General features: G+C 69.2%; 27 protein-coding genes. 8 read left to right on the top strand and 19 right to left on the bottom strand.

Annotation, left to right across the window (positions count from 1 at the left end):
* Positions 1–209: 209 nt before the first annotated feature.
* Entirely contained in the window at positions 210–2996 is a 2787-nt protein-coding gene (locus tag LXB15_RS12050; RefSeq protein WP_233948688.1) for a PAS domain S-box protein, read from the bottom strand.
* 242 nt (positions 2997–3238) lie between these two features.
* Complete coding sequence (locus LXB15_RS12045) at positions 3239–3754, bottom strand: lipopolysaccharide assembly protein LapB (protein WP_233948687.1); 516 nt, start codon at positions 3752–3754, stop codon at positions 3239–3241.
* A gap of 347 nt (positions 3755–4101) precedes the next feature.
* On the opposite strand from LXB15_RS12045, the gene LXB15_RS12040 reads away from it, so the two are divergent.
* The 4 genes from LXB15_RS12040 (at position 4102) to LXB15_RS12025 (ending at position 7187) form a co-directional block, all read left to right on the top strand.
* Positions 4102–5514, top strand: coding sequence for a type II and III secretion system protein family protein (locus tag LXB15_RS12040; RefSeq protein ID WP_233948686.1), 1413 nt, complete (start codon positions 4102–4104; stop codon positions 5512–5514).
* Positions 5495–5782 (top strand): hypothetical protein, encoded by a 288-nt coding sequence (locus LXB15_RS12035; RefSeq protein ID WP_233948685.1) that lies wholly within the window; start codon positions 5495–5497, stop codon positions 5780–5782. The genes LXB15_RS12040 and LXB15_RS12035 overlap by 20 nt, the downstream gene beginning before the upstream one ends.
* Before the next feature lie 118 nt (positions 5783–5900).
* The gene (locus tag LXB15_RS12030) at positions 5901–6470 is read left to right on the top strand and encodes a L,D-transpeptidase (RefSeq protein ID WP_233948684.1); all 570 of its coding nucleotides are present in this window, start codon (positions 5901–5903) and stop codon (positions 6468–6470) included.
* Positions 6471–6584: 114 nt separating this feature from the next.
* Positions 6585–7187 (top strand): pilus assembly protein N-terminal domain-containing protein, encoded by a 603-nt coding sequence (locus LXB15_RS12025; RefSeq protein ID WP_233948683.1) that lies wholly within the window; start codon positions 6585–6587, stop codon positions 7185–7187.
* Between the two features lie 21 nt (positions 7188–7208).
* Here LXB15_RS12025 and LXB15_RS12020 read toward each other — a convergent pair whose 3' ends face one another.
* Genes LXB15_RS12020 through LXB15_RS12005 form a run of 4 tightly spaced genes read right to left on the bottom strand, consistent with a single transcriptional unit; the run spans position 7209 to position 12003 of the window.
* Positions 7209–8525 (bottom strand): pilus assembly protein TadG-related protein, encoded by a 1317-nt coding sequence (locus LXB15_RS12020; protein ID WP_233948682.1) that lies wholly within the window; start codon positions 8523–8525, stop codon positions 7209–7211.
* Between the two features lie 18 nt (positions 8526–8543).
* A complete protein-coding gene (locus LXB15_RS12015; protein WP_233948681.1) occupies positions 8544–9515 on the bottom strand; it encodes a type II secretion system F family protein in 972 nt (323 codons plus the stop codon).
* Between the two features lie 7 nt (positions 9516–9522).
* On the bottom strand, positions 9523–10521 hold the full coding sequence (locus LXB15_RS12010; RefSeq protein WP_233948680.1) for a type II secretion system F family protein: 999 nt from the start codon (positions 10519–10521) through the stop codon (positions 9523–9525).
* 27 nt (positions 10522–10548) lie between these two features.
* Positions 10549–12003, bottom strand: a complete 1455-nt coding sequence (locus tag LXB15_RS12005) for a CpaF family protein (RefSeq protein WP_233948679.1) — start codon at positions 12001–12003, stop codon at positions 10549–10551.
* 339 nt (positions 12004–12342) lie between these two features.
* On the opposite strand from LXB15_RS12005, the gene LXB15_RS12000 reads away from it, so the two are divergent.
* Positions 12343–12804, top strand: coding sequence for a pilus assembly protein N-terminal domain-containing protein (locus LXB15_RS12000; protein ID WP_233948678.1), 462 nt, complete (start codon positions 12343–12345; stop codon positions 12802–12804).
* 25 nt (positions 12805–12829) lie between these two features.
* Here LXB15_RS12000 and LXB15_RS11995 read toward each other — a convergent pair whose 3' ends face one another.
* The 6 genes from LXB15_RS11995 to LXB15_RS11970 form a co-directional block, all read right to left on the bottom strand.
* Positions 12830–13234 carry a TadE/TadG family type IV pilus assembly protein gene (locus tag LXB15_RS11995; protein WP_233948677.1) on the bottom strand — a complete coding sequence of 135 codons (405 nt, stop codon included), beginning with the start codon at positions 13232–13234 and terminating at the stop codon, positions 12830–12832.
* 10 nt (positions 13235–13244) lie between these two features.
* Positions 13245–13796, bottom strand: coding sequence for a TadE/TadG family type IV pilus assembly protein (locus LXB15_RS11990; RefSeq protein WP_233948676.1), 552 nt, complete (start codon positions 13794–13796; stop codon positions 13245–13247).
* Positions 13793–15226 carry a CtpF protein gene (locus LXB15_RS11985; protein WP_233948675.1) on the bottom strand — a complete coding sequence of 478 codons (1434 nt, stop codon included), beginning with the start codon at positions 15224–15226 and terminating at the stop codon, positions 13793–13795. Before LXB15_RS11985 ends, LXB15_RS11990 begins: the two co-directional genes overlap by 4 nt.
* Positions 15223–16107: a Flp pilus assembly protein CpaB gene (cpaB, locus tag LXB15_RS11980; RefSeq protein ID WP_233948674.1), complete on the bottom strand. Its 885-nt coding sequence runs from the start codon at positions 16105–16107 to the stop codon at positions 15223–15225. Before cpaB ends, LXB15_RS11985 begins: the two co-directional genes overlap by 4 nt.
* Positions 16108–16164: 57 nt before the next feature.
* Positions 16165–16665 (bottom strand): prepilin peptidase, encoded by a 501-nt coding sequence (locus LXB15_RS11975; RefSeq protein WP_233948673.1) that lies wholly within the window; start codon positions 16663–16665, stop codon positions 16165–16167.
* Positions 16666–16760: 95 nt separating this feature from the next.
* Positions 16761–16940: a Flp family type IVb pilin gene (locus LXB15_RS11970; protein WP_233953147.1), complete on the bottom strand. Its 180-nt coding sequence runs from the start codon at positions 16938–16940 to the stop codon at positions 16761–16763.
* A gap of 470 nt (positions 16941–17410) precedes the next feature.
* On the opposite strand from LXB15_RS11970, the gene LXB15_RS11965 reads away from it, so the two are divergent.
* Positions 17411–18130, top strand: coding sequence for a response regulator transcription factor (locus tag LXB15_RS11965; protein WP_233948672.1), 720 nt, complete (start codon positions 17411–17413; stop codon positions 18128–18130).
* Between the two features lie 86 nt (positions 18131–18216).
* On the opposite strand, the gene recQ is transcribed toward LXB15_RS11965, so the two are convergent.
* The 6 genes from recQ to LXB15_RS11935 form a co-directional block, all read right to left on the bottom strand.
* Positions 18217–20148: a DNA helicase RecQ gene (recQ, locus tag LXB15_RS11960; RefSeq protein WP_233948671.1), complete on the bottom strand. Its 1932-nt coding sequence runs from the start codon at positions 20146–20148 to the stop codon at positions 18217–18219.
* A 235-nt stretch (positions 20149–20383) separates the two neighbouring features.
* Positions 20384–20812 (bottom strand): DUF6691 family protein, encoded by a 429-nt coding sequence (locus LXB15_RS11955; protein ID WP_233948670.1) that lies wholly within the window; start codon positions 20810–20812, stop codon positions 20384–20386.
* 11 nt (positions 20813–20823) lie between these two features.
* Positions 20824–21258, bottom strand: coding sequence for a YeeE/YedE family protein (locus LXB15_RS11950; RefSeq protein WP_233948669.1), 435 nt, complete (start codon positions 21256–21258; stop codon positions 20824–20826).
* 37 nt (positions 21259–21295) lie between these two features.
* Positions 21296–22084, bottom strand: a complete 789-nt coding sequence (locus LXB15_RS11945; RefSeq protein ID WP_233953146.1) for a sulfite exporter TauE/SafE family protein — start codon at positions 22082–22084, stop codon at positions 21296–21298.
* Positions 22085–22172: 88 nt separating this feature from the next.
* Positions 22173–22550: a rhodanese-like domain-containing protein gene (locus tag LXB15_RS11940; protein ID WP_233948668.1), complete on the bottom strand. Its 378-nt coding sequence runs from the start codon at positions 22548–22550 to the stop codon at positions 22173–22175.
* Between the two features lie 10 nt (positions 22551–22560).
* On the bottom strand, positions 22561–23454 hold the full coding sequence (locus LXB15_RS11935) for an MBL fold metallo-hydrolase (RefSeq protein WP_233948667.1): 894 nt from the start codon (positions 23452–23454) through the stop codon (positions 22561–22563).
* A gap of 159 nt (positions 23455–23613) precedes the next feature.
* On the opposite strand from LXB15_RS11935, the gene LXB15_RS11930 reads away from it, so the two are divergent.
* Positions 23614–23976: a helix-turn-helix transcriptional regulator gene (locus tag LXB15_RS11930; RefSeq protein ID WP_233948666.1), complete on the top strand. Its 363-nt coding sequence runs from the start codon at positions 23614–23616 to the stop codon at positions 23974–23976.
* 110 nt (positions 23977–24086) lie between these two features.
* Positions 24087–24476 (top strand): hypothetical protein, encoded by a 390-nt coding sequence (locus LXB15_RS11925; RefSeq protein ID WP_233948665.1) that lies wholly within the window; start codon positions 24087–24089, stop codon positions 24474–24476.
* A gap of 183 nt (positions 24477–24659) precedes the next feature.
* Here LXB15_RS11925 and LXB15_RS11920 read toward each other — a convergent pair whose 3' ends face one another.
* The gene (locus LXB15_RS11920) at positions 24660–26042 is read right to left on the bottom strand and encodes an amidase (protein ID WP_370640226.1); all 1383 of its coding nucleotides are present in this window, start codon (positions 26040–26042) and stop codon (positions 24660–24662) included.
* Positions 26043–26085: the final 43 nt, after the last annotated feature.

Raw genomic sequence — 26085 nt, 5'->3', positions numbered from 1 at the left:
GAACATCCGGAGTTTACGTGTGCGAGGCGGTTCGCAACACGGAAACGGTTCCGCTTCCATGGCAACCCGCCGGGCATCGGCCGCAAGGACCGGGCTCCTGTTCGTCTCGCTCGGGCCGGATGTGCGGACGCCCGTGACCCGGCTGCGCCGCATCGCGGTCAGCCGGCTGTTCCCGGGCATTCCCGAACCGTCCCGGCGTCGCCGCTGCTTCAGCCGGCGAGCATGTGGTCGATCGAGCGGTCGGCCAGGCGCGCTTCGGCAGCGGCCCTGGCGTAGATCGCCGGCAGTTCCGCCCCGCGGGGGCATGCCTCCTCGAGTTCGCTGCACAATCCGGAGAGCTTCGTGAAGCCGAGGAGAGCGGCGTGCGAGACGAGCTGGTGAGCCTGCCGGGCAAGCGCCTCGGTGTCCGCGAGAGCAAGGGTCCCGGCCGGAAACGCCTCGCCGGTCATCTGCCGCAGCGTCCGCAGGCCGTTTTCGACCCACTCCCGCCCCATCAGGTCGATCAGCGCCGCCATGGCGGCGCCGTCGGCTTCGGTCCCGGCGCGCGCGGCCCGGCCCTTCGCCAGCCAGCCGTTCACCTTCTCGAACAGTTCGAGGCGGCGGAAGGGCTTGCCGACGTGGTCGTTCATCCCGGCTTCCTCGAAGGCCGTCACCTGTTGCGGCATCACGTTCGCCGTCATGGCGATGATCGGGACCGTGCTCGCCGGGTCCGGCAGCGCGCGGATCGCCCGGGTTGCCGCGATCCCGTCCATCACCGGCATCTGGACATCCATCAGCACCAGATCGTAGGGCCTGGCCTGGACGGCCTCCACGGCCTGCGCGCCGTTGAGCGCAGTGTCCACCTCGTGCCCCGCCTTGGTGAGGATCATCCGCGCGAGGTCGCGGTTGTGCTCGAGATCCTCCACCAGCAGGATCAGGCCCGGGCGGGTCGGCACCGCCAGCGAGGCTGGGTGCTTGCGGGCGATGACCTTGTCGGCGGCGCGGCGCTGCGGGAGCGTGAACCAGAAGGTCGAGCCCAGGCTCTCGTGGCTGTCGACCCCGATCTTGCCGCCCATCAGCTCCACCAGACGCTTGGAGATCGCCAGGCCGAGGCCGGTTCCGCCGTCCTTGCGCGTGTCCGACGGGTTCAGCTGGGAGAAGCGCTGGAAGAGCTGTTCGCGCTCGTCGCCGGCGATGCCGATGCCGGTGTCGCTGATCGAAAAGCAGATCTCCTCGCGCTCCGTCGGCGCTCCATCGTAGCCGACATGCAGCCGCACATGGCCCTGCCGGGTGAACTTCACGGCGTTGTTCAGGAGGTTGAGCAGGACCTGCCGGATGCGTGACTCGTCGCCCACCATCGCGTTGGGCAGGTCCGAATCCAGGTCGACCAGCATCGTCAGGCCCTTCCGCTCGGCGAAATCGGCCACGATGGAAACGGTGTTGTCGATGAGGTCCCGCAGCGAGAACGGCTGCGGATGAAGCCGGATCCGCCCGGCCTCGATCTTGGAGAAGTCGAGGATGTCGTTGACCACGGTCAAGAGGGCGTCGCCGGCGAACTCGATGCGCCCGGCCAGGCGGCGCTGCTCCGCCGTCAGGTCCATGTCGAGGAGCAGATCCGTGTAGCCGATGATGCCGTTCAGCGGCGTGCGGATCTCGTGGCTCATCGAGGCAAGGAACTCCGTCGTCGCCTGGCTCGCGGTTTCGGCGCGGCCCCTGGCCAGCTGGTGTTCCTCGACGCGCCGCCGCTCGGTGATGTCGCGCACGACGCGCACGCCGTAGAGCGGCTGTCCCTCCATGTCGTCCACGCGGGACGCGGCGAGCTCGACCGAGACGACGTGCCCGTCCTTGTGCAGGCAGCGCATTTCGAGCGTGTAGACGTCGAGCTCCCCCGCCATCTGTCGGCGGAACTGCTCCTGGTCGGCCGGCCTGTCGTCCGGATGCGTGATTTCCCCGAAGGTCAGCTTGAGAAGTTCGTCGCCGCTGTAGCCGGTGAGCCGCGAGAACTGCTCGTTGACGAGCAGGAACCGGCCCGCGGTATCGACTTCCGCCATGCTGACGAAGGCGTGCTCGTAGGTCGAGCGCAGGCGCTGCTCGCTTTCGCGCAGGGCCGCCTCGGCCTCCTTGCGATAGGTGATGTCCCGCAGGCTGGCGGTGAAGCGGGTCCGGTTGCCGATGGTGATCGGGTGGACCGTCAGCTCGACCGGGATCCGCGAACCGTCGGCCCGCAGCGCCTCCACCTCGAACCGCCGCCCCAGCATGGGGCCTTCCCCGGTCGTCAGATAGTGGGCCATGCCGCGGCAATGCCCCTCCCGCTGTTCGGGCGGCACGATCAGCCGGCTTATGTCCTCGCCGAGGACATCCGCCCGCTGATAGCCGAAGGTCCGTTCCGCGGCGGGGTTCCAGTCGAGGACCAGGCTCTGTTCGTCGATCGTGACGATGCAGTCGAGCGCCGCGTCGAGCATCGCGGTCTTCAGCGCCTCGCTCTCGCGCAGCACCTGGGTCCGGAGCAGGCGGTCGATCGCGCCGCCCAAAAGGGCGGCATAGGTCCGCAGGAACTCGGTGTCGTCCGGGCCGAATTCGCGCGGCGTGATCGCATCGACTTCGAGGAGCCCGTAGGCCCGCCCGCCGGGCAGGATGATCGGCACGTTGGCGAGCGCCATCACGCTGGCTTTCTTCAGGAAGTCGGCGAGCTCGAAGCGGGTCTCCTCGCGAATGTCCTGCACGATCACCGGGACGCGCTCGCGGATCGAGAAGGTCTCGGACGAATGCTCGCTCATCGGCAGGCGGAGGCGTCCGACCGTGTCCGGCGCCCAGCCGACGCCGGCCCGCATGATCAGGCTGTCGCCGCCGGCCTCGATCTCCAGCACCTTGGCCCGCTTGGTGCCGAGCGCATCGCTCACCAGGCGGCAGGCTTCCGTCAGCGCCGCGACCAGGTCCTCGGTCTGCAGGGCGAACTCCCCGAAGGACGCCAGCGCGCGCTGGCGCTTGCGCTCCAGGTCCGGATCCGATGTTGTCACGGGCGCCTCCTTGACGCTGTCTATGCGGGGCGGCTCTGCGAGACCGCCCAATGCGGGCCGTCGCCAGAAGCCGACACCGACCAGCCCCTTGCTGACGTTGCGCAGCCCCCGGGTCCCACCATGAACTGCCGGTGTTGCGACCTGGCATTCCCGAACTCATGGACGCCGACGCTGGCGAACCGGATGCGCGGGCCGGATGCCGCTCCTGCGGTGCCCGTCAGCCGCGCCCGCCCGGCGAGGCGCTAGCGTTGCGGCCGCTGTGCGCTGTTCTGCAGCAAGGCGAGATTGTTGGCCGTCGTCAGGTTCGACGGGTCCAGCTCGTAGGCCTTCAAGAAGTTGCTCCGCGCCTTCAGCAGGTCACCGCGGAGCAGGTAGGAATAGCCGACATTGTTGAAGTATTCGGGCCGCCCGCCGATCAGCTTCGCCAGTTGCCGGTAGGCGCGATCGGCAAGGTCGAACCGGCGGATCCTGTCATAAGAGGCGGCGAGACCGAGCCAGGCTTCGGCATCGTTCGGCATGACTTCCACCGCCTTTTCGAAATAGCGTGCGGCATGGCCGTAATTGCCTTGGGAGAACTGCGTCTTGGCAACCTGCAAGAGCTGATCGTCGGGATAGTAATCCACCGTATCGGGCATCTGCATACCGGCGGCAGTGTCTCCGAAGCTGGTAAATTCCATCTTGTCGATGCTGGTACAGCCTGGAAGAAACAGGCCGAGACCGAGGATACCGGCAAGCAGAGCGACGATCGACTTGCTCATGCTGTGGATCTCAACGTCCCTTCTGTTTCCCGCCATGCGCCGAAGTCCAGAAGGACTGGATCTCGAACTGCCGGGCGCCCCATGGCCGGGCCGGCCCCGCCAGGCGGCAGCGGGTCCCGCGGCAAGCCGATTGATTAAGCACGCTTCACGGGAAGGTTGTAGCTTTTAACGCTTCCGCCTCACCCAATGTCGCGCACGTGATCATTTTACCACGGCAGGTCCAAATTCCGGGACGACGCTAGGTTCGCGCCGAAATTCTGTTTAGAGTTCGGAACGTTAGAGCTCCTCAACGAGGAATGCGGCCCATGCGGTTTCGGGGTTATCGGCCACCACGTCCGGCGCATGGTATGACCTGGCCTCCCGCCGCCGTCGCGGCACTCGTCCTCACGGCCGTTCTCTTCATCGGTGTACCCGCGTCGCATGCGCAGTCGGGCCTGATCTCCTTCGGAAACGGACGTAGCGGCAACGAGGTTGACGTAGCGGTCGGGCAGTTCATGACCGTGGGGACGGCGGCGCCGGTGGGGCGGGTCGTGGTGGGCGATCCGGACATTACCTCCGTCGCTCTGATGGACGATCAGTCCCTCTCCGTCATGGGCAACGCACAGGGCACGACGAATGTCGCGCTGTACGACGAGACGGGCAGGCTGCTCGGCAGCTTCGACGTCGAGGTGGGCGTCGACACGCCCGATCTGCAGCTGGCGATCCGGCAGGCGGTACCGAACGCCCGGGTGCAGGTTCAGACGGTCAACGGCAGGATCCGCCTGAGCGGCTCCGTGCCGGACGGGGTGGCGCTGCGTTCGGTCCTCGAGATCGCCGAGCAGTACGGCTCCGACGAGATCATCAATTCCCTCACCGTGTCGGATGCCCAGCAGGTCAAGCTGGAGGTCCGGTTCATCGAGGCGAGCCGCAACGCCGGGCGCGAGCTCGGCGTCAGCCTGTTCGCAAGCGGTGTCGGCAGCACCAGCGGGCGAGGGCTGACGACCGACGGAAGCCTGCCCAGCGGCAACGCCCCCTTCGGCGCCCTGCTCGCCCAGATACTGGACACCGGCATCAGCGCCGACATTCTGGTCGAGGCCCTGGAACGCAAGGGCCTGGCACGGCGCCTGGCCGAACCGAATCTCGTCGCGCTCTCCGGCGAGACCGCCAGCTTCCTGGCGGGCGGCGAGGTTCCCGTCCCGGTTTCCGAGGAAAACGGCCAGATCACCGTGATCTACAAGGAGTATGGCGTACGGCTCAACTTCACGCCGGTGGTCCTGGATGACGGGCTGATCAGCATGACGCTGGAGCCGGAGGTGAGCCAGGTCGATCCCACGACCACCATCCGGACCGGAACGATCGAGATCCCGGCCTTCACGACCCGCCGCGCCAAGACGACGATCCAGCTTCGCGACGGCCAGAGTTTCGCCATCGCCGGCCTGCTGCAGACGGTGCACACGAAATCCCAGAACCAGATCCCGTGGCTCGGCCAGCTGCCCATCCTCGGCGTGCTGTTCCGGTCGTCCTCGTTCCAGAAGCAGGAGACGGATCTGGTCATCATCGTCACGCCGCACCTTGCTCGTCCGAGCGAACCCGGCGTCGCCTTGCGCACGCCGCTCGACTCCTCGCGGCCCAGCAACGACGTCGAGTTCTTCCTTCTCGGCGTTCTCGAGGTGGACGACAGCATGCTGAAGGGCTTCGCCACCGGGGAGGGGGTCATCGGCCCCTACGGGCATATCATCGATCTGCCGCCGGAAGCGGGCTATGCTTTCAAGAAGAAGTAAGCGCCGGCTGCCGGTCCTCGCCTGCCTCGCATCGGTGACGATGCTCGCCGGATGCGCCGACTACCTGAACCATCGCGATTCCATCACGCTGGCGGCGGGCGACGCGCAGGACTGGAACAGCGTCGTCCACACCATCGATCCGTGGCCGCGCGCCTCCAAGCGAACCGACATCGACGGCGACGGCCAGCGCACCGCGGTGGTGATGCGCCGCTACTCGACGGCCGGTGCGACCGCGGAGCCGGCGGTCCAGCCGGTGGCTGTCCCCTGACGGCGGAGAGAAGGACCATGATCCGATGACGCGGCCGCCGCCGACCGCAATGCCAGGAGCCGCGAACGAGCCGCGCGCGGCGCGTCGTCTCGGCGGCCCCAGCCGGCGCGCCTTTCTGATGCTGGCACTCGCGCCTCTTGCCGCGTCCGCGGCGGCTGCCGAGGAGCAGCGGTTCGCCTGGTTCCTGGGCAACCGGACACCGGACAACCGGCGCGCGCTGGTTCCCAACAGTCTCGGCCCTAGCACGCGCACCGAGGTCGCGATGGCCGGCTCCGGGCCGGTCGGCAGCATCGCGGTGGACACCCGGACGAGGCAGCTCTTCCTGGTGGTCGCACCGGGCAGGGCCCTCGGATACCGGATCGGCGTCGGGCGGGACGGCTTCGGCTGGTCCGGCACCGTGCGTGTCGGGGCCAAGTCCGAGTGGCCGGAGTGGCGTCCGCCGGCGGAGATGCGCCGGCGCGATCCCGGCCTGCCGGCCTATGTGCCGCCGGGCCCGCTCAACCCGCTGGGCGCGAGGGCCCTCTATCTGCACCGCGACGGCCGCGACACGCTCTACCGGATCCACGGGACGAACGATCCCTCGACGATCGGGACCGCCGGCTCGGCGGGCTGCTTCCGGATGACCAATACCGACGTGATCGATCTCTTCGACCGGGTGAGCGTCGGCGCCCGGGTCACTGTCTCGTGACGGAAAGAGCGGGCATCGGGGGCTATGATCCGCAGTGGCGTCCGCTTCGCCTTCCGAGCTTGGAGAGAGGGTTCTTCCGACTTGGCGGCACATCACAGAGGACCACCTGACAGGATGACGATCATGCGATATCGCGGGGCGACGATCCGATCGGCTCTGGCCGTGCTGGCCCTGACGGCGTCGGTGGCCTCGGCAGCCGATCTGTCCGACGGGCCGGCGGGCAGGGCGCCAATGCCGGACCGCGGCGCTGCCGGCCGGACGTCGGGCGGCGCCGGCGGACCCCTGACGATCGCGACGCGGGACGTGATCGACGTGAAGCTGGGTTACGCGACGCTCTTGAAGACCGAGGTGGTGCCGACGAGCATCGTCCTCGGCAGCGAGGAGGTCGTCGACGTGGCACCGGTCGGGGAGATGCTGATCCTGACCGGCAAGACGCTCGGCTCGACCAACCTCTACCTGCTCGACGCGAACAAGACCGTGCTGCTCGCCGCCGTCGTCAATGTCGTTCCCGCGGCGGCGGCGGCGCCGATGGTCCGCGTCTTCCAGGGCAGGAACGCGCCGCTCGACTATGTCTGCGACGGCAATGCCTGCGCGGCGGTGACGGATGCTGCGGGCGGCATCGCGGCGGTGGTGACGCCCCCCGCGGTGCCGGCGGCGCCGCCGGCAGCTGGCGCGGCGGTCGCGATCGGACAGCCGGGCGGCGTTCCCGCCCAGTAACGTTGGGCCGCCGTCAGCCGGTCATTCGACGATCGCGACCGTCTGCCGCGTGGCGATGGCCCGGGTCCCGGCGGCCTGGCAGTCGGACTTCACCTGGGAATTGCCGATGAAGGTCACGGTCCGGCCGACGATCTGCGTGCAGCCGCCCGTCGATCCGGCCCGTCCGGAATACTCGACGCCGGAGGACGGAAAGTAGACCGCGCCGTCGAAGGTGGAATTGGAGGCGCCGTTCACCTGGTTGGTGACGACCGTGCTGGCGCGTGCGCCGAAGAACAGCATGCCCGAATAGGGGCCGGTTCCCGGCGCCGCGAAGTTGACCGTCGCACCGCCATTCAGCCGGAGCCCGGCATTGGCGGCGAAGTAGAAGGTCACGCCCGAGCCGGCGAGGACGGCGCCGGCGTTCACCGTGAAGTTGCCGCCCTCGATGATGTAGAGCCCGGGCTTGAACGTGACGGTGCCCTGGACACTGAGGCCGTTGCAGAACCGCATGACGCTGACGCCGCTCGGGTGTGTCTCGGTCGGGGTGAGCGTGGTGCCGTTGACGTTTCCGGACCGGCAGGTCCCGGCGAGGGCCGGCTCCACCACGTCCGCGTAGGGATCGGCGATCACCGGCGCCTGCTGGCGGACGGAGTCGCAGGTGGTCAGGGTAAGGCTCGCCGTGGTGACCGCCTCGCCGACCGTGTAGGCGCAATCGGTCGTCAGCTGCGCGCTCCCCTGCATCTTCAGGGCATCGGCGGCGTTGGAATTCGAAGCGACGTCGCAGCCGTTCAGCGTGACGATGGTGGAGCCGGCGACCGTCACCGCCCCGGCCGCGGTGGGAGAAAGCGCCAGGACGCAGGCGCTCGATCCCCCGGTGATGCTGGCAACCGCCCGCCCGGTGAGGACCACGGGTTCCTTGGTGAACAGCGACGAGAACAGCCGCTGCTGGGTTTCGGTGAGGATCACCTCGATGCTGTTGCCCGAGCCGGCGCTGGCGCCGCTGACCGGCGGGGCGTTGACGGCGATCGTGCCGGCCAGGATCTTGAACCCGTCCTGCGTCGCGATGTTCAGGGCCGCGGCCTGGACGCTGCTCGGGGTGTCTCCGGACCGCTTGCGCACTGCCGCCGCATAGACCGACAGATCGGCGGCGTGCTGCAGCTTGCGCTGGGTCAGGTACCAGTAGCCGGCCTCGGCACCGAGCCCCATGCCGCCGATGACGATCGGAAACAGGATGGCCGCGAGCACCGCGGCGGCCCCGCTTTCCTCGACCCGCAGTCTCCCCAGAGCCGTCGCGACGCGGGCGGCGAGCCTGGCCGCTCCGTTCGGCTGGCCGCGTCGCAGGGCGTGGGGGACGTTCATGGCTGTCTGCTCCGGTGGCTAGTTGATGCCGGACATCTGGATGGCGGCAGGCGTGATGATGATGGCGAAGAGCACCGGCAGGAAGAACAGGATCATCGGGACGGTGAGCTTCGGCGGCAGGGCTGCAGCCTTCTTCTCGGCCTCGCTCATCCGCATGTCGCGGCTCTCCTGCGCCATGACGCGCAGCGACTGGCCGAGCGGCGTGCCGTATTTTTCCGCCTGGATCAGGCTGGTGACGACACCCCGCACGGCCTCGAGCGCGGTGCGCCGCCCGAGATTCTCGTAGGCCTGGCGGCGGTCCTGCAGATAGGCGAGCTCGGCCGTGGTCAGGCTCAGCTCCTCGGCGAGCTCGTTCGACTGGCTTCCGATCTCTTCGGACACCTTGCGGAACGCGCTCTCGATCGCCATCCCCGATTCCACGCAGATCAGCAGCAGATCGAGCGCGTCCGGCCAGGCCCGGCGGATCGCCTTCTGGCGCTTGGATATCTTGTTCTTCACGTAGAGCGCCGGCGCGTAGTAGCCGAGGCCGGCAGCCGCCACCGCCATGCCCAGCTTGGCGATCGGCGGATGCTCCAGCTGCAGGACCACGAAGACGTAGAATAGCGTCCCCGCGAACATCACCGCGGGGGCGATCACGCGGGCGGCGAGATAGGTCGTCACCGGGCCCTGGCCGCGATAGCCGGCCATGCGCAGCATCGGCACCAGCTCCCCGCCACCACTCTGCCGGGCTAGCCGGAAGCGGCCGACGATCTCGGTGAAGATCTTCTTCGGCTCCTGGCGGAGCGATGCCGGCTTCTTGACGGCATTCAGCCGCTCGCGCTCGCGCACCCGCACGAATTCCCGCTCGCTGGCGATCTTCTGCATGCGCTGGCCGAGGTGGTCGCGCGCCAGATAAGGCCAGCCGACGACGAGGATGGCGGCAAACGCCGCCAGCGCCGCCATCAGGCCGGGAAGCAGCTCGGGATTTCCGGTAAGCGAGGCGAGGTTCATGGCGCTCTCAGAAGTCGAAGTTGATCATCTTGCGCATCACCATGATGCCGATGCCCATCCACACGGCGCAGCCGGCCAGCACGAAGTTGCCGGTCTGCTCGGTGAACAGCAGCGAGATGTAATCCGGGCTGGTGAAGTAGACGAGCAGGCCGACGATCACCGGCAGCGAGCCGATGATGCCGCCGGATGCCTTCGCCTCCGAGGCCATCGCCTTGATCTTGGCCTGCATCTTCTTGCGCTCGCGCAGCACCCTCGAGAGATTGCCGAGGGCTTCGGAAAGGCTGCCGCCGGTCCGGCTCTGGATCGCGATGACGATGGCGAAGAAGTTCGCCTCCGACAGCGGGATCCGCTCGGGCAGGCGCTCGACGGCTTCGTGCATCGGCATGCCGAGGGTCTGGTCGGCCACGATGGTCTTGAACTCGCTGCGTACCGGGTCCTGCGCCTCGGTGGCGATGATCTTCAGGCAGTCGACGAGCGGCAGCCCGGCCTTGACGCCGCGGACGATCACGTCGACCGCATTCGGGAATTCCGCGGCAAACCGCTTGAAGCGGCGCCTGCGCCGGAGATTGACGTAGAAATGCGGGATCATGAGCCCGCCGGCGATGGCAAATCCGATCGACGGAGCAAGGCTAAACCGCAGGCCGAAGAGAGCGGCGGCCAGCGCGACGCCGGCCGCGACGACGCAGACGAGATAGTAGCCGTTCCTGGTCCAGTTCAGGTCGGCCTGGCGCATCCGGCTGACCAGCGAGGGCTTCGCCCGCTTCTTGGATTTCTGCGTCTCCTCCATGTCGCGCAGGATCGCGTCGACCGAGCGCTTGCGCCGGCCGTCCTCGGCCGCCGCGCCGCGCTCGCCGATCGCCGTGGCGGTTCCGACGACGGCGCGCACGCGCCGGTCGAAGTCCGATCGTCCGGCCAGCCGCGGATAGAACATGGTCACCAGGACGCCGGTGGTGCTCAACCCGAACAAAAGGGCCAGCGCGAAGGGCAGGAGCTCAGGCGTGATCATGACGGAGATCGGTTCGAGGCGCGATCATCAGGCCGCGATCGCCGTGTCGGCGGCGTCGAGCGCGGCGGCCAGGCGCTTCTCCTCGCCATAGTAGCGCGCCCGGTCCCAGAAGGCCGGGCGGCCAATGCCGGTGGAGCGATGCCGGCCGATGATCTTGCCGGACGCGTCCTCCCCGAGCATCTCGTAGACGAACAGGTCCTGGGTGATGACGACGTCGCCCTCGAGGCCGAGGACCTCGGTGATATGGGTGATGCGGCGGGAGCCGTCGCGCAGGCGTGCGGCCTGGACGATGACGTCGACCGACGAGACGATCATGTCGCGGATGGTCTTGGAGGGCAGCGTGTAGCCGCCCATGGTGATCATGCTCTCGATACGGCTGATCGCCTCGCGCGGCGTGTTGGCGTGCAGCGTGCCCATCGAGCCGTCATGGCCGGTGTTCATCGCCTGCAGGAGATCGAAGGCTTCCGGGCCGCGGACCTCGCCGACGATGATCCGCTCGGGCCGCATGCGCAGGCAGTTCTTGACGAGGTCGCGCATCGTCACGGCGCCTTCGCCCTCGAGATTGGCCGGCCGGGTCTCGAGACGCACGACGTGGGGCTGCTGCAGCTGCAGCTCCGCCGCGTCCTCGCAGGTGATGACGCGTTCGTCGGGTTCGATATAGGCGGTCAGGCAGTTCAGCAGCGTCGTCTTGCCGGAGCCGGTGCCGCCGGAAACGATGACGTTGCAGCGGACCCGGCCGATGATCTCGAGGATGCGGGCGCCCTCCGGGGTGATCGTGCCGAAGCGCACCAGCTGGTCGAGCGTCAGCTTGTCCTTCTTGAACTTGCGGATGGTGAGTGTCGGGCCGTCGATGGCCAGCGGTGGCGCGATGACGTTGACGCGCGAGCCGTCGGCGAGGCGCGCGTCGCAGATCGGCGAACTTTCGTCGACGCGCCGCCCGACCTGGCTGACGATGCGCTGGCAGACATTGAGGAGCTGCTGGTTGTCGCGGAAGCGGACGTCGGTGCGCACGATCTTGCCGCCGACCTCGATGTAGACCGTGTCGGCGCCGTTCACCATGATGTCCGAGATGTCGTCGCGGGCCAGCAGAGGCTCCAGCGGGCCGTAGCCGAGGACGTCGTTGCAGATGTCCTTGAACAGGTCGCGCTGCTCGGTCTTGGACATCACGATCTTCTTGGCGCGCAGGATGTCGTGGAGGACTTCCCCGATCTCCTTCTGGGCCTGCTCGGTCCCCATGTTGGAGAGCTGCGCCACGTCGATCGTCTCGACCAGGGCGGCGAAAGCCTGCCGCTTGAGCGCGTAGTAGTCTTCCGACCGGGCGTCCGGCGTCGCGCGCGCGACGGCTACGGCAGGGGCGCGGACCGGGACAGGGGCGGGGGCGGGCGCGGCGGCCGGGGCGACCCCCGACGGGCGCAGCTCGGCAAAGACCAGGCCTGCCGGCTCGATGCCCGGGTCGTCGAATGCGTTCTTCTTGCCGAACATCGCGTTGCCTCTTGCGCTCGCGCCGTGGCGGAACCGGGCGCGCCCGTCTCCGGCCGGCTTGCGGCGGCCCGGAGAACTGGCCGGATGGGCGGCTCGTACGGGGGCGCGTCGAGCCCCGTGGGTTGGCTGCCAACCTAATCCTTCGCGGGCGCCACGCTATTCCGCCGGACGGCCTAGAACGGATGGCCACCCTCCTGCGATCGCGCGGTTCGGCCGGATGCCGGCCGGGGGGATGGCGAAACGCCTAGGTGATCGGGGCGCCGGCGCGCTATTGTCGCCGCAGAGGATCCCTCCGCCGCGCCCTCGTCGGGACGCGCCGGGTCACCGAGGATTGCCCCAGTGCCGAACCCGTTCCCACCCGTGCTGGCCGCTCTCGCGCTGTGCGCCGCCATGGTCGCGCCGTCGACGGCACGGGCGCAGGAAACGGTCGACGTCACGCTGGACATCGCCGAAGTCATCGCCCTCGCGGGATCCGCCAGCACGATCATCATCGGCAACCCGTCGCTGGTCGAGGCCACCTTCTCCGACAGCCGCACGCTGGTGCTGAGCGGCAAGTCGGCGGGGAAGACCAACCTGATCGTGCTCGGCGAGAACGGCGACCGGATCGGCGACTACACGCTTCACATCGTGCCGCCGAGCGACCTCACGACCCTCTATGTCGGCTCTCGGCGGCAGACCTACTCGTGCGACGAGACCTGCTCGCCGGTCCTGTCGGTCGGCGACGAGGGCGCGTCCTTCGAGGGCGCGCAGGCGCAGATCCGGGCCCGGGAAGCGCCGGCCCCGGCCGCCGCACCCCAGTAGGACGCTCCGCTCACGTCTAGGAGGCCTAGAGGATCGGCACCCGCCGGTCGACCGACAGGCTGATCGCGTCGGTGGTCAGCCCGGGGACGAGCAGCGTGAAGGGATAGGTGATCGTGACGGTGCGGTAATCCGTCGTGCCGACGGTCTCGGTGCCGATCGCCACCGTGAGGAGATCCGGGTCGCCGCTGGTGAGCGCCGCGCGGAGCGTCGCATCCAGGGTGCTGTCCGACACCGCCCCGTCGATGAGGATCTGGCGGGCCGCCAGATCCGCGACATAGGACAGCTCGTTGCGCATCAGCAGGCCCCGGCCGAACTCGATGATCCCGAGCGACACCAGGATGAACACCCAGCTGATGATGGCGAATTCCACCGCGACCGAGCCCCGCTCGCAGCGGCGCAGGCGGCGCAGACGGCCGAGCGCGCCGCTCATCGGGGCGGCCTCACTGGACCTGCACCTGCAGGGAGGGACTGAAGGATATGTCGGGCAGGATCATGCTGTCGCGGGTGATCGCCGCGGCCAGCCGGTAGTAGATGTAGGTCGAGGCCGTGCCCGGGCATGTCGTCGAGCAGGCGACGGCGGTCGCGGTGTCGCCGGAACAGGTGCAGTAGCGATCCACCGACAGCACCAGCTGCGAGGGCAGGACGGCCGCATCCGGGCTGGCGGGCGGGAAGTTCTTCGCCGCCGTGGCCGAAAGGACGCTCAGCACCGCGTCCTTGCCCGGATCGCCCATGGCGCTCTGCGCGCCGGCGCGAAGCGCATGGTCGAGGGTCATGCGCTCGTAGAGCGCCAGCCCGACATCGGCCGTGGCGACCAGCCCGAAGAACAGCACCGGCGCGAACAGCGCGAATTCCAGCGCCGCGACCCCGCTCTCGGCGCGCCTCGCCGCAGCCATCCAGGCGCGGAGCGTCCGCGTGGCTGCACCGAAGCGCCGGCGCCCGCCGCGTGGCGCGGCGGGCGTGGCCATGCTTCCGTCCGGACGTCGCGTGGTCATTTGGGGGTTTTCCCGCCGGGGGCCGGGGCCGGAGCCTTGCGCAGCAGGCCGGAGAACGAGCCGAAGATGCTCTTGCGAACCCGGGTCCGCCGGCAGTCGGTGATCAGCTGCGCCACCTCGACCAGCGTCAGGGCGGCGGCCGCCTTGGAAGAGACCTGGCCGATCATCTGGCCCTTGCTGGCGGCAGTGCCGAACAGCAGCGGCTCGAAGGGGATCGTTGCGATGAGTTCGATCTGCAGCGCCGCGGCGAAGTCCTTCGGCTTGATCTCGGGCCGCTTCGGCACTCCGACCTGGTTCAGGACGAGCTGTGGCGGCGCATCGTTTGGACGCGACTCCCGCAGGAAGTCCACGATGCTCTTGGCATTGCGCAGATTGGCGAGGTCGGGGGCCGCGGTGATCACGATCTTGTCCGCCGCCGCCAGCGTCTTCCGCGCCCAGGAGGTCCAGACATGCGGCACATCGAGCACCAGGAACGGCACGTTCGACCGGGCCAGCTCCAGCAGCGGCACGAAGGCGTTCTCGTCGAGATCGAAGGGCCGGTCGAGCCGGCTGGATGCGGCAAGGAGGCTCAGCTGGTCGCGGTACTTCACCAGCAGCCGTTCCAGCAGCATGTCGTCGAGCCGGCCGGCATCCTGGATCGCGTCGGTGATCCCCTGGCCGGGGTCAAGGTCGAAATCCAGCCCGGCGGTGCCGAAGGGCAGGTCCAGATCGGCGAGGATCACACCGGAACTGTTGCCCTGGGTGATCTCCCAGGCGACGTTATGGGCGATGGTGGACGAGCCGACGCCGCCCTTGGCACCGACGAAGGCATAGATCTGCCCGAGCTTTTCCGCCGTGGAGCCGCGGAAGATCGCGGAAACCGCGGCGATCACCGCGCCCGCGTCCAGCGGCCCGACGACATATTCGCTGATGCCCCGTTTCAGCACCTCGCGATAAAGGTCGATGTCGTTGCAGGAGCCGATCACCAGCACCTTGGTCCGGGAGTCGCAGACGTCGGCAAGCCGGTCGAGCGCCGCCAGCAACGCCTGGGGCTCGGCCCGGGTCTCGACCAGGATCAGGTTCGGCGAGGGGGCGTGGCCGTAAAGCTCGATCGCCGCCGCGATGCCGCCGGCCCGCACGTCCATCTGCACGCGGGACATCAGCCGGTCCTGCGCTGCCGCGCCGATCGTTTCGGCCATGCCGGGGGTGTCGTGGAAGGCCTGGACCGAGATCCGGGGAACCGGGGCGACATGACGGGCAGGCATGGCTTGCCGCGGCAGTTCCGCCACCTGGTCCGTGCGCTCGACCAGTCCGAGAAGCCGAGGCTCGTTGCCGGGCGCCGCCGGTCCCTGCGAGGGGCCAGCCGCGGCCGGTACACCGGCCGGGGCGGCGGGTTCGCCATGGGCCGTCGCATTGACGTCGGGGCGGACGATGCTGGCGAGGTTGGTCATGACCGCGGTGCCTCCGGAGCCTGGATGGCGTCAGCCGACAAGGCCGGTTGCCCCGTCGACTGCGTCACGTCCGGGGCAGGCGTGGCCCCCTCCGGGACCTCCACCGACTGGATGCTGCCGCCACTGAAGACGCGAACCATCCGGTTCGTCGGCTTCGCCGCGATGACCTCGGCAATCGGGATGTCCTGGCCGTCGGCCGCCGAGCGCAGGCTCAGCGACAGGAGGCCCGACGCCTGGGCGGCGGAGATGATCTCCACCTGTCCGGGGGCCACTTCCAGCGTCGCGGTCTTGCCCACCGCCACCGCCTCGTCGCTGCTTTCGTCGGTCTGCTGGTCGATCGCAATGATGCGGATGTTGGTCAGGATCGTCTTGCTGGCGGTCGCGAGCAGCGTGTCGTTCTCGCCGGTTCGGGTGGCGGTATGGACCACGTCAACTCGGTCGTTGGGCAGGATGAAACCGCCGGCGGTGCTCTCGGCTGAAATCCTGATCCCCACGGCGCGCATGCCGGAGGGCAGGATCGCGGAAAGGAAACCGGAACCGGGATCTGCCAGCTTCTCCTGCCGGATCGGCTCGCCGGTGACGAAACGGCTGCGGACCACGGAACGGGTCAGTTCCGTGACCGCCTCGGGACGGGCCGATCGGGTGATGAAGCCGGGATTGATGCCCTCGGTCGGCCAGGGCTGCCACTGGACATTGGTCGCATCGAGGATCTGCCCCTGCGCCAGGTCGGCCGATACGACCAGCACCTCTTCGCTGGCGATCGCCGGCGCCGTCTGCACCTCGGCGCTCTGCTCTTCCGGGCTCGCCCCGATGGTCAGCCAAGCGGCGGCGCCGGCGGCGGAGAGGGCGACGAGGAGGATGAGGATGCGCAACATGGACATGGGTTTCTTGCTGGAGGCCGGCGGGGTGTCGCCGATCCCGCTGACGCGGGACAGATCTCAGGCCAGGACCGTCATCCAGGCCGTCGCCGGGAACACGACGAGGGCGGCCGCCGCGATCGCGACGCCGTAGGGAACGCCGGTTTCACGGGCGTGCAGGCGTTCGATCCACGCTCTGCCATACCAGGAGAGGGGCAGGGCGTAGCTCCGGAACAGAAGCAGGGCGAGCGTCAGCACGCCCCCGAGCAGCATGGTCCAGACGGCAAAGGCGAAGGCCTGGTCGGCGCCAATCCAGAGTGCTGCCGCCGCCGCCAGCTTGGCATCGCCGCCGCCCATCCAGCCGAGCGCGAACAACGTGAACGCGCAGACAAGGACCAGCAGGGCCACCAGGGCGCTGGAGGCGATAAGGGCAATGCCGAAACCCGCCATCGGCGCCATGACGGCGTAGGCGACGAGAAGGAAGAGAACGAGGCTGTTGCGGATCTTCATCGTCATGAGATCCATCAGACCCGCCCACGCCATGGTGGAGGGGAAGATGAGACTGGCGGCGAGCAGGGACATGGTATTTCGGCTCAGATGATCGAATGTCCGCTCGCCGCCCTGTGGTTGGACGGAGGGGCTAGTGCCCCCCGCTCTACCTGACGAACCCGTGGCGCTTATGCAGCAGCGCCGCCTGGGAGAGCCGTGACGATGGAACGGAACACTGTGTCGAGATCCGTTCCGACAAGGGTGATGGCGCCGATGATGACGACCGATACCAGGCCGGCAATCAGGCCGTACTCGATGGCGGTGGCGCCGGATTCGTCGTTCTTGAAGCGGGCGATAAGCGTCTTCATGGTCTGATCCTGATTTGCTGGAAAACTCGGGCGCTGCTGATGCAGCTTCTCCACAGGGTGGGTCCGAAATCCGAAGTCTTCGTGCCCTGTGTTAACCGGAATTTAACCATCTGAGCGGCCAGCGATATTCCCCCTCATGGCCTAGAACGCCACCTGGGAACAGGCGGCCCGGATTAGGCCGCGGCGGTTGCTTTCTTCGTGGCGTCTCAACCAGCGCTGGTCGCGGCGCTTGCCGACATCGCGGAAAAGAGGGAGGATCGCCGCGGATGCGAGACGTGACGTCGGCTGCCGGCGCGGATCGCCGCCATCCTGAGAATCCGCCCGTCATCCTCTGCATCAGAGCTCGGCCGATCGGCTCCGATTTCCGGCAAGCCCGTCACCCGGCCGGACTTGAGGCAGCCACCTAGTCGACGGCGCGGCACTAGGGGGCGCGGGTCGCCTGTAGATGACGCAAGAGGCCTCAACGCGGCATGCCGGAACACGACAACACCGCCCTCATCGCCGATGACGACGAGTTCTTCCGGATGGCGCTGAGTTCGATCCTGTCGGGACGGCTTGGCCTGTCGGAGGTGATCGAGACCGGTTCGTTCGATGAGGCGGTGGAGCAGCTGGAGCAGAAGCCCGGCATCACCGTCGCGCTCTTCGATCTTTCCATGCCGGGGATGGGAAACCCCGCCAACCTGCGGGTCATCCGGGAGCTCTTTCCCGACATCCGGGTGATCATCGTCTCGAGTTCGCGGCGCCGCGAGGACATCCTCGCCGCCCTCGAGGCGGGCGTCCACGGCTACGTGCCCAAGGGCCTCGGCGTGGACGATCTCACCCAGGCGCTGAAGTCGGTGCTGGGCGGCTCCATCTATGTACCGCCCTCGCTGGCCGACGTCTCGGGGCTGGTCAGCCAGAGGCCCGCAATGGCCGTGCCTGACGAGGTCCCGGCGCCGCAGCCCGAGCGTTTGCCGCCGCTGACCCCGCGCCAGCGCGACGTCCTGGAACTGCTGGTCAAGGGCTGGTCGAACAAGGAGGTCGCCCGGATGCTCGACCTCGGCGAAGGCACCGTCAAGATCCACCTCGCGGCGCTGTTCCGCAATCTCGGCGTGAGGAACCGGGCCGCCGCGGCGGTGCTGGGCGCCCGGCTGCTTGCGGCCGAGAAGGACCGCGAGGCGGACGTGAAGGGAGCGACGGGTTCCCCGTAGCGGCTGCCGGAAGCTTGGACCCCGGGAACGTCGCCAGACGGCCGCGATGCCGCGACCGCCGGTGCGGCAGCAGTCCGGGTTCCCGGCTAGAACCGCGCGTCGGCCATCGCCTGCCGGACGACGGCGATGAACACGTCGCCATACTTGCCGAGCTTGGCCTCGCCGACGCCGGAGATCGCCGCCATCGCCGTCGGGTCGCTCGGCCGGGAGACCGCCATGGCCCGCAGCGTCGCGTCGTTGAAGATCATGTAGGGCGGCAGGCCCTGTTCCTTGGCGAGGCGCAGGCGCTCGCGCCGCAACAGCTCGAACAACGCGCCGTCCGCCTCGGACAGGCCCTCCACCGCGCCGGAGGTGCCGCGGAAGCGCGTCGCCTTGCTGTCGCGGTCCTTGCGGAAGGTCAGCCGCCGCTCGCCCCGGAACACCGCGCGGGCGCCCTCCTGGAGCTTCAGCACGCCGTAGCTGTCGGCATCGACGGCGAGCAGCCCGATCGCGGTGAGCTGGCGGGTGATCGACTGCCAGACGCGGGCGTCGACGTCCTTGCCCTGGCCGAAGGCGGCGATCTCGTGGTGGCCGGCCCGCTTCACCTTGTCGGTCGCCTTGCCGGTCAGCACGTCGATGACGTGGCCGGCGCCGTAGCGCTGGTCGGTGCGGTAGACCGCCGCTAGCAGCTTGATCGCGGCCTCGGTGGCGTCATAGGTCTCGACCGGCGACAGGCAGGTGTCGCAGTTGCCGCAGCCGCCAGGATGCGCCTCGCCGAAATGCGCCAGGATCGCCGAGCGGCGGCAGTCCGCCGTCTCGCAGATCGCCAGGAGGGCGCTCAGCTTGGCATGGCCGTTGCGCTTGACCGCGTCGTCCGCCTCGCCCTCGTCGATCATCCGGCGCCGCTGCACGACGTCCTGCATGCCGTAGGCCATCCAGGCCTCGGCGGGCTCGCGGTCGCGGCCGGCGCGGCCGGTCTCCTGGTAGTAGGCCTCGACGGAGGAGGGCAGGTCCATGTGCGCCACGAAGCGCACGTCCGGCTTGTCGATGCCCATGCCGAAGGCGACGGTGGCGACGAGGACGAGGTTCTCCTCCTTGAGGAAGGCGTCCTGGTTGGCCGCCTTCACGTGGTGCGGCATGCCGGCGTGGTAGGGCAGGGCGCGGATGCCCTGCTCGTTGAGCCAGGACGCCGTTTCCTCGACCTTGCGGCGCGACAGGCAGTAAACGATGCCGCTGTCGTCCTTGTGGCCGGAAAGGAAGGCGAGCAGCTGCTTCTTCGGGTTGTCGCGCTCGACGATCGAATAGCGGATATTCGGACGGTCGAACGAGGTCATGAAGACCGGCGCCTCGCGCAGCCGCAGCCGCTCGGCAATGTCGGCGCGGGTGGTCGGATCCGCCGTCGCCGTGAGCGCGATGCGCGGCACGCCCGGGTAGTCGTCCGCGAGGGTCTCGAGCTCGCGATATTCGGGCCGGAAGTCGTGGCCCCAGGAACTGACGCAATGCGCCTCGTCGATGGCGATCAGCGACAGCTTCACCCGCGACAGCGTGTTCTTGAAGCCGCCCATCACCATCCGCTCGGGCGTGACGTAGAGCAGCTGCAGTTCGCCCGCGAGCAGCGCACGGCGAACCTCGCTGCGCTCCTCCTCGCTCATCGACGAATTGATCGCGGCGGCGCTGACGCCCGCCTGCCGCAGCGCCTCGACCTGGTCGCGCATCAGCGCGATCAGCGGCGAGACGACGATCGCGGTGCCGGGGCGGCAGAGCGCCGGCACCTGGTAGCAGACCGACTTGCCCTCGCCGGTTGGAAACAGCACCAGCGCATCGCCGCCAGCGACGAGCTGGTCGACGACCGCCCGCTGCTTGCCGCGAAATTCCGCGTGGCCGAACACGGTCTTCAGCGCCTCGCGCGGATCGGCGAACGCCACGCGCGCCGGGGAAGCGGAAACGGAAGCGGGCGCGGCGTCGTCGTCGGCGAACGGCCGCTGGTCCGAGGTCGGCTCGAACTCCTCGGAAGCGTGCGGGCTGGCGGATCGTGGCATGTGATTCTCCTCGCAAGCCGCAGCTTCCGCGTTACGGCGCCGATCGCAAGGCGAGGGGCCGGCGCTGATCCGTCTGGTGACGCATCGGCGCGCCGGATTCAAGGCACGGACGGTCCATCCGGCGGGCAACGGGGGAGAAGCGACTTGCGGCGTTTCGCCCGGCAGGCGCCACCCGGACCCGGCCGGGCGGGCCCCTCGGCGCGGCAGGCGTGCCGGCCAGGCACCATTCCGTCGCTCAGGCGATGGCGGTCCGCCGGTCGCGCAGCAGCGTAGCCAGCGCCATGCCGGCCAGCATCGCCGGCAGGAACACCAGCGTGCCGGGCGCCGCCAGGCTGAGGGCGGTCCAGGCCGGGCCAGGGCAATAGCCGCCGATGCCCCAGCCGACGCCGAAGGTCGCGGCGCCGAGCAGGAGGTCGCGGTCGATGTCCTGGCGCGTCGGGAGCTGGAAGCCGGGGAGCAGCAGGGGACGCCGCAGCCGCGACAGCACCAGGCGGTAGCCGAGGAAGGTGGTCAGCGCCGCGCCGCCCATGACGAAGGCGAGGCTGGGGTCCCAGCTTCCGAAGATGTCGAGGAAGTTGAGGACCTTGGCCGGATCGGCCATGCCGGCGACGACCAGGCCGAGCCCGAACAGCAGGCCGGCGAGAAAGCCGAAGAGGGGACGCATCGGGTTCTCCTTCAGACGAGGTGACGCAGGACGAAGACGGTGGCGGCGGCGGTGGCCATGAAGGTCACGACGGCGACCAGCGAGCGGGCCGAAAGGCGGGCGAGACCGCAGACGCCGTGGCCGCTGGTGCAGCCCGAGCCGGTGATCGTCCCGAAGCCGACCAGCAGGCCGGCGATCGCCATCGCGGCGAGATTGCCCGGCACCGTCTGCTGCACGGGGCTGCCGGTGACGGCGAGGACGAGCAGCGGTGCGGCGACGAGGCCGGCCAGGAAGGCGAGCCGCCACGACCAGTCGTCCCGGCGCCCCGGGACGGCGCCGGTGGTGATGCCGGATATGCCGGCGATGCGCCCGAACAGCGCCATGACCATCACCGCCGCCAGGCCGAGGAGGATGCCGCCGGCCAGCGAGGCGAGCGGCGTGAAACTGGTGATCGTGTCGAGTGGCATCGGGAAACTCCCCGTTGACGGAATGGGCGACCGGCGGTCAGGCGAGGAAGGCCTGGCCGCTGCGGAACAGCATGTAGAGCGCGACGACGACGATCAGGCCGGCGAAGGCGACGTTGAGGGCGCTCTTGCGGCCCGACAGCCAGCGGGCGATGAAGGCGCCGGCGACGCCGCCGGCGAGTCCGCCCGCCACGAAGACCAGGGCGAGCGGCCAGTCGACGAGGCCGGACCGCGCGTAGTTGAGGGCGGTGGTCAGGCCGAAGGCGGTGATGGCGACGAGCGACGACCCGATCGCGGTCAACATCGGCATGCCGGTCGAGGCGACGAGGCCCGGCACGACCAGAAAGCCGCCGCCGATGCCGAAGAAGCCGGAGAACATGCCGGTGGCGCCGCCGAAGCCGATGACCTTCGGCGCGTTCGTGCGGGTGCACTGGGCGCTCGCGTCGCCGACGCGGCTGCGGTCGCGGAACATCAGGCCGGCGACGCCGATCATCAGGATGGCGAAGAGGAAAAGCAGCTGCTGGCCGTCGACTGCCTTCCCGATGGTGGAGCCGAGGACCGCGCCGAGGATGCCGGTGCCGCTGAACATCAGGGCGCAGCGCCACTTCACGTTGCCGAGCCGGGCGTGGGTGACCAGATTGCCGGCCGCGTTCGCGGCGACGGCGAAGGCGCTGGTGCCGATCGCCATGTGCGGACTGGGGACGCCGACGAGATAGACCATCAGCGGCACGGCCAGAATCGAGCCGCCGCCGCCGAACAGGCCGAGCGACAGGCCCACCAGCGAGCCCGACAGGGCGCCGAGGAGATATTGTGCAAGGCTGAGGGTCATCATCGGTTACTCGGCCGCCCCGGGGCGGCGGGTTGCAGACAGGGAGCGGCGCGGCGGCCGGGGGCGGCCGCGCCGCATGGACATCGGGTCAGTCGGCGACGGGCAGGCCGCAATCCCGCCAGGCCTTGATGCCGCCATCGATCGGCCGCGCGTCGTAGCCCATTTCGGTCAGCGTCTTCGCCGCCAGCGCGGCGCGGGCGCCCGAGGCACACAGGACATAGACGGGCGTGTCGCCGCCATGCGCCGCCACGAGATCCGGATGGGCGCTGCCAGCGGAGGGGTCGGCGCGGGCCTCCAGGAAGCCGCGCGGCACGTGGACGGCGCGGTCGACGCGGCCGGCTTCGTCCAGCTCGTGAGCCTCGCGCACGTCGAGGATGACGGCGTCCGACGCATGCGCCTCGGCCGGCTGCACCACGCCGGTGGCCGACCGGGCCTCCGAGACGAAGTCGTTCAGGGTCTTGCTCATCGTTGTCTCCTCAGAACCGGTTGACGGGTATCTTCAGGTAGCGGTTACCGTCGGCTTCGGGTGCCGGCAGCCGGCCGCCGCGCAGATTGACCTGCAGGGCGTGCAGCATGCGATCCGGAAGCTCGAGCGTCCTGTCGCGGGCGTCCCGGATACGGGTGAAGTCGGCCTCGGCCGTGCCGTCCTTGACATGGACGTTGCGGCTGCGGTGTTCGGCGACGGTGGCTTCCCACCGGACGTCGTCGCGACCCTCGGCGCCGTAATCGTGGCCGACGAAGAGCCGGGTCTCGCGCGGCAGCGACAGGATCTCCTGGATCGTCGCCCAGAGCACCTTCGAGGAGCCGCCGGGGAAGTCGGCCCGGCTCGAGCCCATGTCGGGATACATCAGCGTGTCGTGGACGAAGGCCGCGTCGCCGACGACATAGGTGATGGAACCGAGCGTGTGGCCCGGCGACAGCATCACGCGGACATCGAGATCGCCGATCCGGAAGCTGGAGCCATCGTCCCACAGCACGTCGAAATCGCGTTCTGGATCAAAAGCGTCGGGCAGGTTGTAGAGGCCGCGCCAGAGCTCGGCGATCTCCACCGTCTTGCGGCCGATCGCCATCGGGGCGCCGAGCCTGTCCTTCAGATAGGCGGCAGCCATCATGTGATCGGCGTGCGGATGCGTGTCGAGGATCCACTCGACGGTCAGGCCCTCGCGTTCGACATGGGCGAGAATTTCGTCGGCGCTTTCGGTCGACGTCCGGGCCGCGGCGGGATTGAAGTTCAGGACGACGTCGATCAGGGCCGCCTTGCGGGTGGCCGGGTCGGCGCAGACATACTGGATCGAGCCGGAAGCTTCCTCGTAGAAGCCCCAGACATCGGGCGATCCCGCGCCGCGGGACGGGCTATGGCGCGTCAGCATGAGACAACTCTCCTCTGTTCGGCCGGTGCGGATGCGCGTCCGACCGGTATGGCCGGACCGTCGCCCGCTGGTAGCCGGTGCACGACAATGGCAGCCCTTGGCTTGGCTGCGTTCCCGGCCTATATATGTGCCATGGCTAAATTAGACAAGTCTAATATTATGAATGGTTCGGACCTGACCCCCGGCGCCCTGGCGCTGGATGCGCGGGCGCTCGACGCAAGGGCGGCGCAGGTGGCGGAGATGCTGTCGCTGATGGCCAACGCCCATCGCCTGCGCATCCTGTGCCGGCTGGCCGAGGGCGAGGCGTCCGTCGGCATGCTGGTGGAGGAGGTTGGGCTCAGCCAGTCGGCCCTGTCGCAGCATCTGGCGCGCCTGCGCGCCGGCGGCCTCGTGACAACGCGCCGGGCCGCCCAGACGATCTTCTATTCGCTTGCCGGTGCCGAGACGCGGGCGATCATGACCACCCTCTACGACGTCTTCTGCGGCCCTGCCGCCGCCGCCCCGCGCCCCTCCGGCAGCTGACGGCCAGCGACCGGCCAGGGGCGCTACGCGGCGCGCCAGTTCGTCGCTCGCGACCTGCCGCGGCGACGTGCTAGGAAGCCGCTACCGCGCCAGCGCAAGAGGAAGCCCGATTGACGTCATCCACGAGCCGGAAGTCCCTCGTCCTCGCCGCCCTCCTGTGCCTGGCTGCGACGGTGTCCCAGGGCCAGCCGCCGGTCGCCGGCATCGAGGCGCAGGTCATGCGGTGCTGGACGTCGCCCTCGGCAGACCCGGCCGCATCGGTCCGGCCGATCACCTTCACCCTGCATCTCGACCCCGAGGGCAACCTGCTCGAGGCCAGCACCGAGTACGTGCCGGCGAATGCCGTCGAACGGACGCTGCGTGATGCCGCGGTGAGGGCGATCCGGCGATGCCTGCCACTGCGCCCGCCCGCCGAGCCCTACGACACCTGGAAGGATACCGCGGTCACCTTCGAGATGGTCCGGGCGACGCGCGCGCCGAAATTCGTCCTGCCGGACTGAAGCGCCGGCGGCACCGCGTCACCCGGCCGCGGCCGGGTGGCCGTCTGCGACCGATGCCGGGACACGCGGCCGGGCGTAGCCACGACGCGCGGTGCTTCCAAGCGAGAGCCGCGCTTTCGGTGCGCGGAACGCCGGCCAGCTCACGGTTGCGCGGGAGAGAATCGGCCGCAGATATCGGGGCGATCACTCGTGGAGTTCGGCCAGTCCCAGCAGCCCGGCATCGTCTCCCGGCCGGCCGATCAGCTGCAGGCCCATCGACCGGCCAGCGCCGTCGAAGCCGGCGGGCAGGCTGATGACCGGGCAGCCCGATAGGGTTCCCGGCGCGACCACCTCCATCCAGCGGTGATAGCTGTCCATTGGTCGGCCGGCGATCTCGCGCGGCCAGTGCCAGTCGGCATCGAAGGCGAACAGCTGCGCCGAGGGCAGCGCCAGGGCGTCGAAGTCCTCGAACAGGCGCAGGCACTCGAGGTACCAATCGGTGCGGGTCCGCGCGGCGGCATAGAGGGCATCGGCGCTAAGGCGCCGGCCGCTCTCGATCTCCCACTGCATCTCGGGTTTCAGCAGGCCGCGCGTCGCGGGGTCATCGAAGAGCGGGCCGTGTTTGCCGGCGATCGAGAATTGCCGCAGCACGACGAAGGCCGACCAGAGGCGCTCCCAGTCGAACTTCGGCAGCACCGGTTCGGCCGCGCAGCCGGCAGCGGCGAGACGCGCCAGCGCCCATTCGCAAACGTCCAAGACGCCCGCTTCCATCGCCAGGTGGCAACCGAGATCGCCGAGCCAGGCGATCCGCCCGGGCCGGGCACGGGTGCCGGGCTCCCAGCGGAAGGGATCCTGCAGCGAGAGCGGCGCCCGTGCGTCGGGACCGGCCTGGATCGCTAGCAGCCCGGCGAGATCGGCGACGCTGCGCGCCATCGGCCCATCGGTCGCGAGCTGCGAATAGAACAGATCCTCCGACCCGGCATTCGGCACGCGTCCCTGCGACGGCCGCATGCCGTAGACATTGTTGTAGCCGGCCGGGTTGCGCAGCGAGCCGCCCATGTCGCCGCCATCGGCGACGGGGAGCATCCGCAGCGCCAGCGCGACCGCCGCGCCGCCGCTCGAGCCGCCGGCGCTGAGGCCGGGATCGTAGGCGTTGCGGGTGGTGCCGAAGACCGGGTTGTAGGTGTGCGAGCCGAGCCCGAATTCCGGCGTGTTGGTCTTGCCGATGACGATGGCGCCGGCGGCGCGGATGCGCGCGACGGTCAGGCTGTCGGCATCCGGCACGAAGTCGGCGTGGATCGGCGAGCCGAAGGTGGTGCGAAGGCCTTTGGTGGGGGCGAGATCCTTGATGGCGATCGGCAGGCCGTGCAGCAGCCCGTCCGGCCCTTTCGCGCGCAGCCGCCCATCCGCCGCATCGGCCTCGGCGAGGATATCGGACCGCTCCCGCAGCGAGACGATGGCGTTGTGGGCCGGATTGACCCGGTCGATGTGATCGAGGAACGCCGTGACGATCTCGCGCGAGGAAACCGCGCCTTTGGCCAGCAGCGCCGCCAGCTCCGTGGCGCCGAGCCGGCAGAGTTCGGGGATCGCCAGCCCGGGCGGCGCGACGAGTTCGCCCGCCGCGTCGAAG

The organism is Aurantimonas sp. HBX-1 (assembly GCF_021391535.1).
In the GTDB taxonomy this organism is placed as follows: Bacteria; Pseudomonadota; Alphaproteobacteria; order Rhizobiales; family Rhizobiaceae; genus Aurantimonas.
This window is presented reverse-complemented; position numbering and strand designations above follow the sequence as displayed.

Bases quoted from the DNA above. Each gene is read 5' to 3' on its own strand.
- LXB15_RS12045 (WP_233948687.1), bottom strand. From the start codon at position 3,754: ATGAGCAAGTCGATCGTCGCTCTGCTTGCCGGTATCCTCGGTCTCGGC.
- LXB15_RS12030 (WP_233948684.1), top strand. From the start codon at position 5,901: ATGCTGGCACTCGCGCCTCTTGCCGCGTCCGCGGCGGCTGCCGAGGAG.
- cpaB (WP_233948674.1), bottom strand. From the start codon at position 16,107: ATGTCCATGTTGCGCATCCTCATCCTCCTCGTCGCCCTCTCCGCCGCC.
- LXB15_RS12025 (WP_233948683.1), top strand. From the start codon at position 6,585: ATGACGATCATGCGATATCGCGGGGCGACGATCCGATCGGCTCTGGCC.
- LXB15_RS12015 (WP_233948681.1), bottom strand. From the start codon at position 9,515: ATGAACCTCGCCTCGCTTACCGGAAATCCCGAGCTGCTTCCCGGCCTG.
- LXB15_RS11975 (WP_233948673.1), bottom strand. From the start codon at position 16,665: ATGTCCCTGCTCGCCGCCAGTCTCATCTTCCCCTCCACCATGGCGTGG.
- LXB15_RS11950 (WP_233948669.1), bottom strand. From the start codon at position 21,258: ATGCCACTCGACACGATCACCAGTTTCACGCCGCTCGCCTCGCTGGCC.
- LXB15_RS12010 (WP_233948680.1), bottom strand. From the start codon at position 10,521: ATGATCACGCCTGAGCTCCTGCCCTTCGCGCTGGCCCTTTTGTTCGGG.
- LXB15_RS12020 (WP_233948682.1), bottom strand. From the start codon at position 8,525: ATGAACGTCCCCCACGCCCTGCGACGCGGCCAGCCGAACGGAGCGGCC.
- LXB15_RS11990 (WP_233948676.1), bottom strand. From the start codon at position 13,796: ATGACCACGCGACGTCCGGACGGAAGCATGGCCACGCCCGCCGCGCCA.
- LXB15_RS12005 (WP_233948679.1), bottom strand. From the start codon at position 12,003: ATGTTCGGCAAGAAGAACGCATTCGACGACCCGGGCATCGAGCCGGCA.
- LXB15_RS12035 (WP_233948685.1), top strand. From the start codon at position 5,495: ATGCTTTCAAGAAGAAGTAAGCGCCGGCTGCCGGTCCTCGCCTGCCTC.
- LXB15_RS11935 (WP_233948667.1), bottom strand. From the start codon at position 23,454: ATGCTGACGCGCCATAGCCCGTCCCGCGGCGCGGGATCGCCCGATGTC.
- recQ (WP_233948671.1), bottom strand. From the start codon at position 20,148: ATGCCACGATCCGCCAGCCCGCACGCTTCCGAGGAGTTCGAGCCGACC.
- LXB15_RS11965 (WP_233948672.1), top strand. From the start codon at position 17,411: ATGCCGGAACACGACAACACCGCCCTCATCGCCGATGACGACGAGTTC.
- LXB15_RS11945 (WP_233953146.1), bottom strand. From the start codon at position 22,084: ATGACCCTCAGCCTTGCACAATATCTCCTCGGCGCCCTGTCGGGCTCG.
- LXB15_RS12040 (WP_233948686.1), top strand. From the start codon at position 4,102: ATGACCTGGCCTCCCGCCGCCGTCGCGGCACTCGTCCTCACGGCCGTT.
- LXB15_RS11940 (WP_233948668.1), bottom strand. From the start codon at position 22,550: ATGAGCAAGACCCTGAACGACTTCGTCTCGGAGGCCCGGTCGGCCACC.
- LXB15_RS11930 (WP_233948666.1), top strand. From the start codon at position 23,614: ATGAATGGTTCGGACCTGACCCCCGGCGCCCTGGCGCTGGATGCGCGG.
- LXB15_RS11995 (WP_233948677.1), bottom strand. From the start codon at position 13,234: ATGAGCGGCGCGCTCGGCCGTCTGCGCCGCCTGCGCCGCTGCGAGCGG.
- LXB15_RS11985 (WP_233948675.1), bottom strand. From the start codon at position 15,226: ATGACCAACCTCGCCAGCATCGTCCGCCCCGACGTCAATGCGACGGCC.
- LXB15_RS11955 (WP_233948670.1), bottom strand. From the start codon at position 20,812: ATGCGTCCCCTCTTCGGCTTTCTCGCCGGCCTGCTGTTCGGGCTCGGC.
- LXB15_RS11970 (WP_233953147.1), bottom strand. From the start codon at position 16,940: ATGAAGACGCTTATCGCCCGCTTCAAGAACGACGAATCCGGCGCCACC.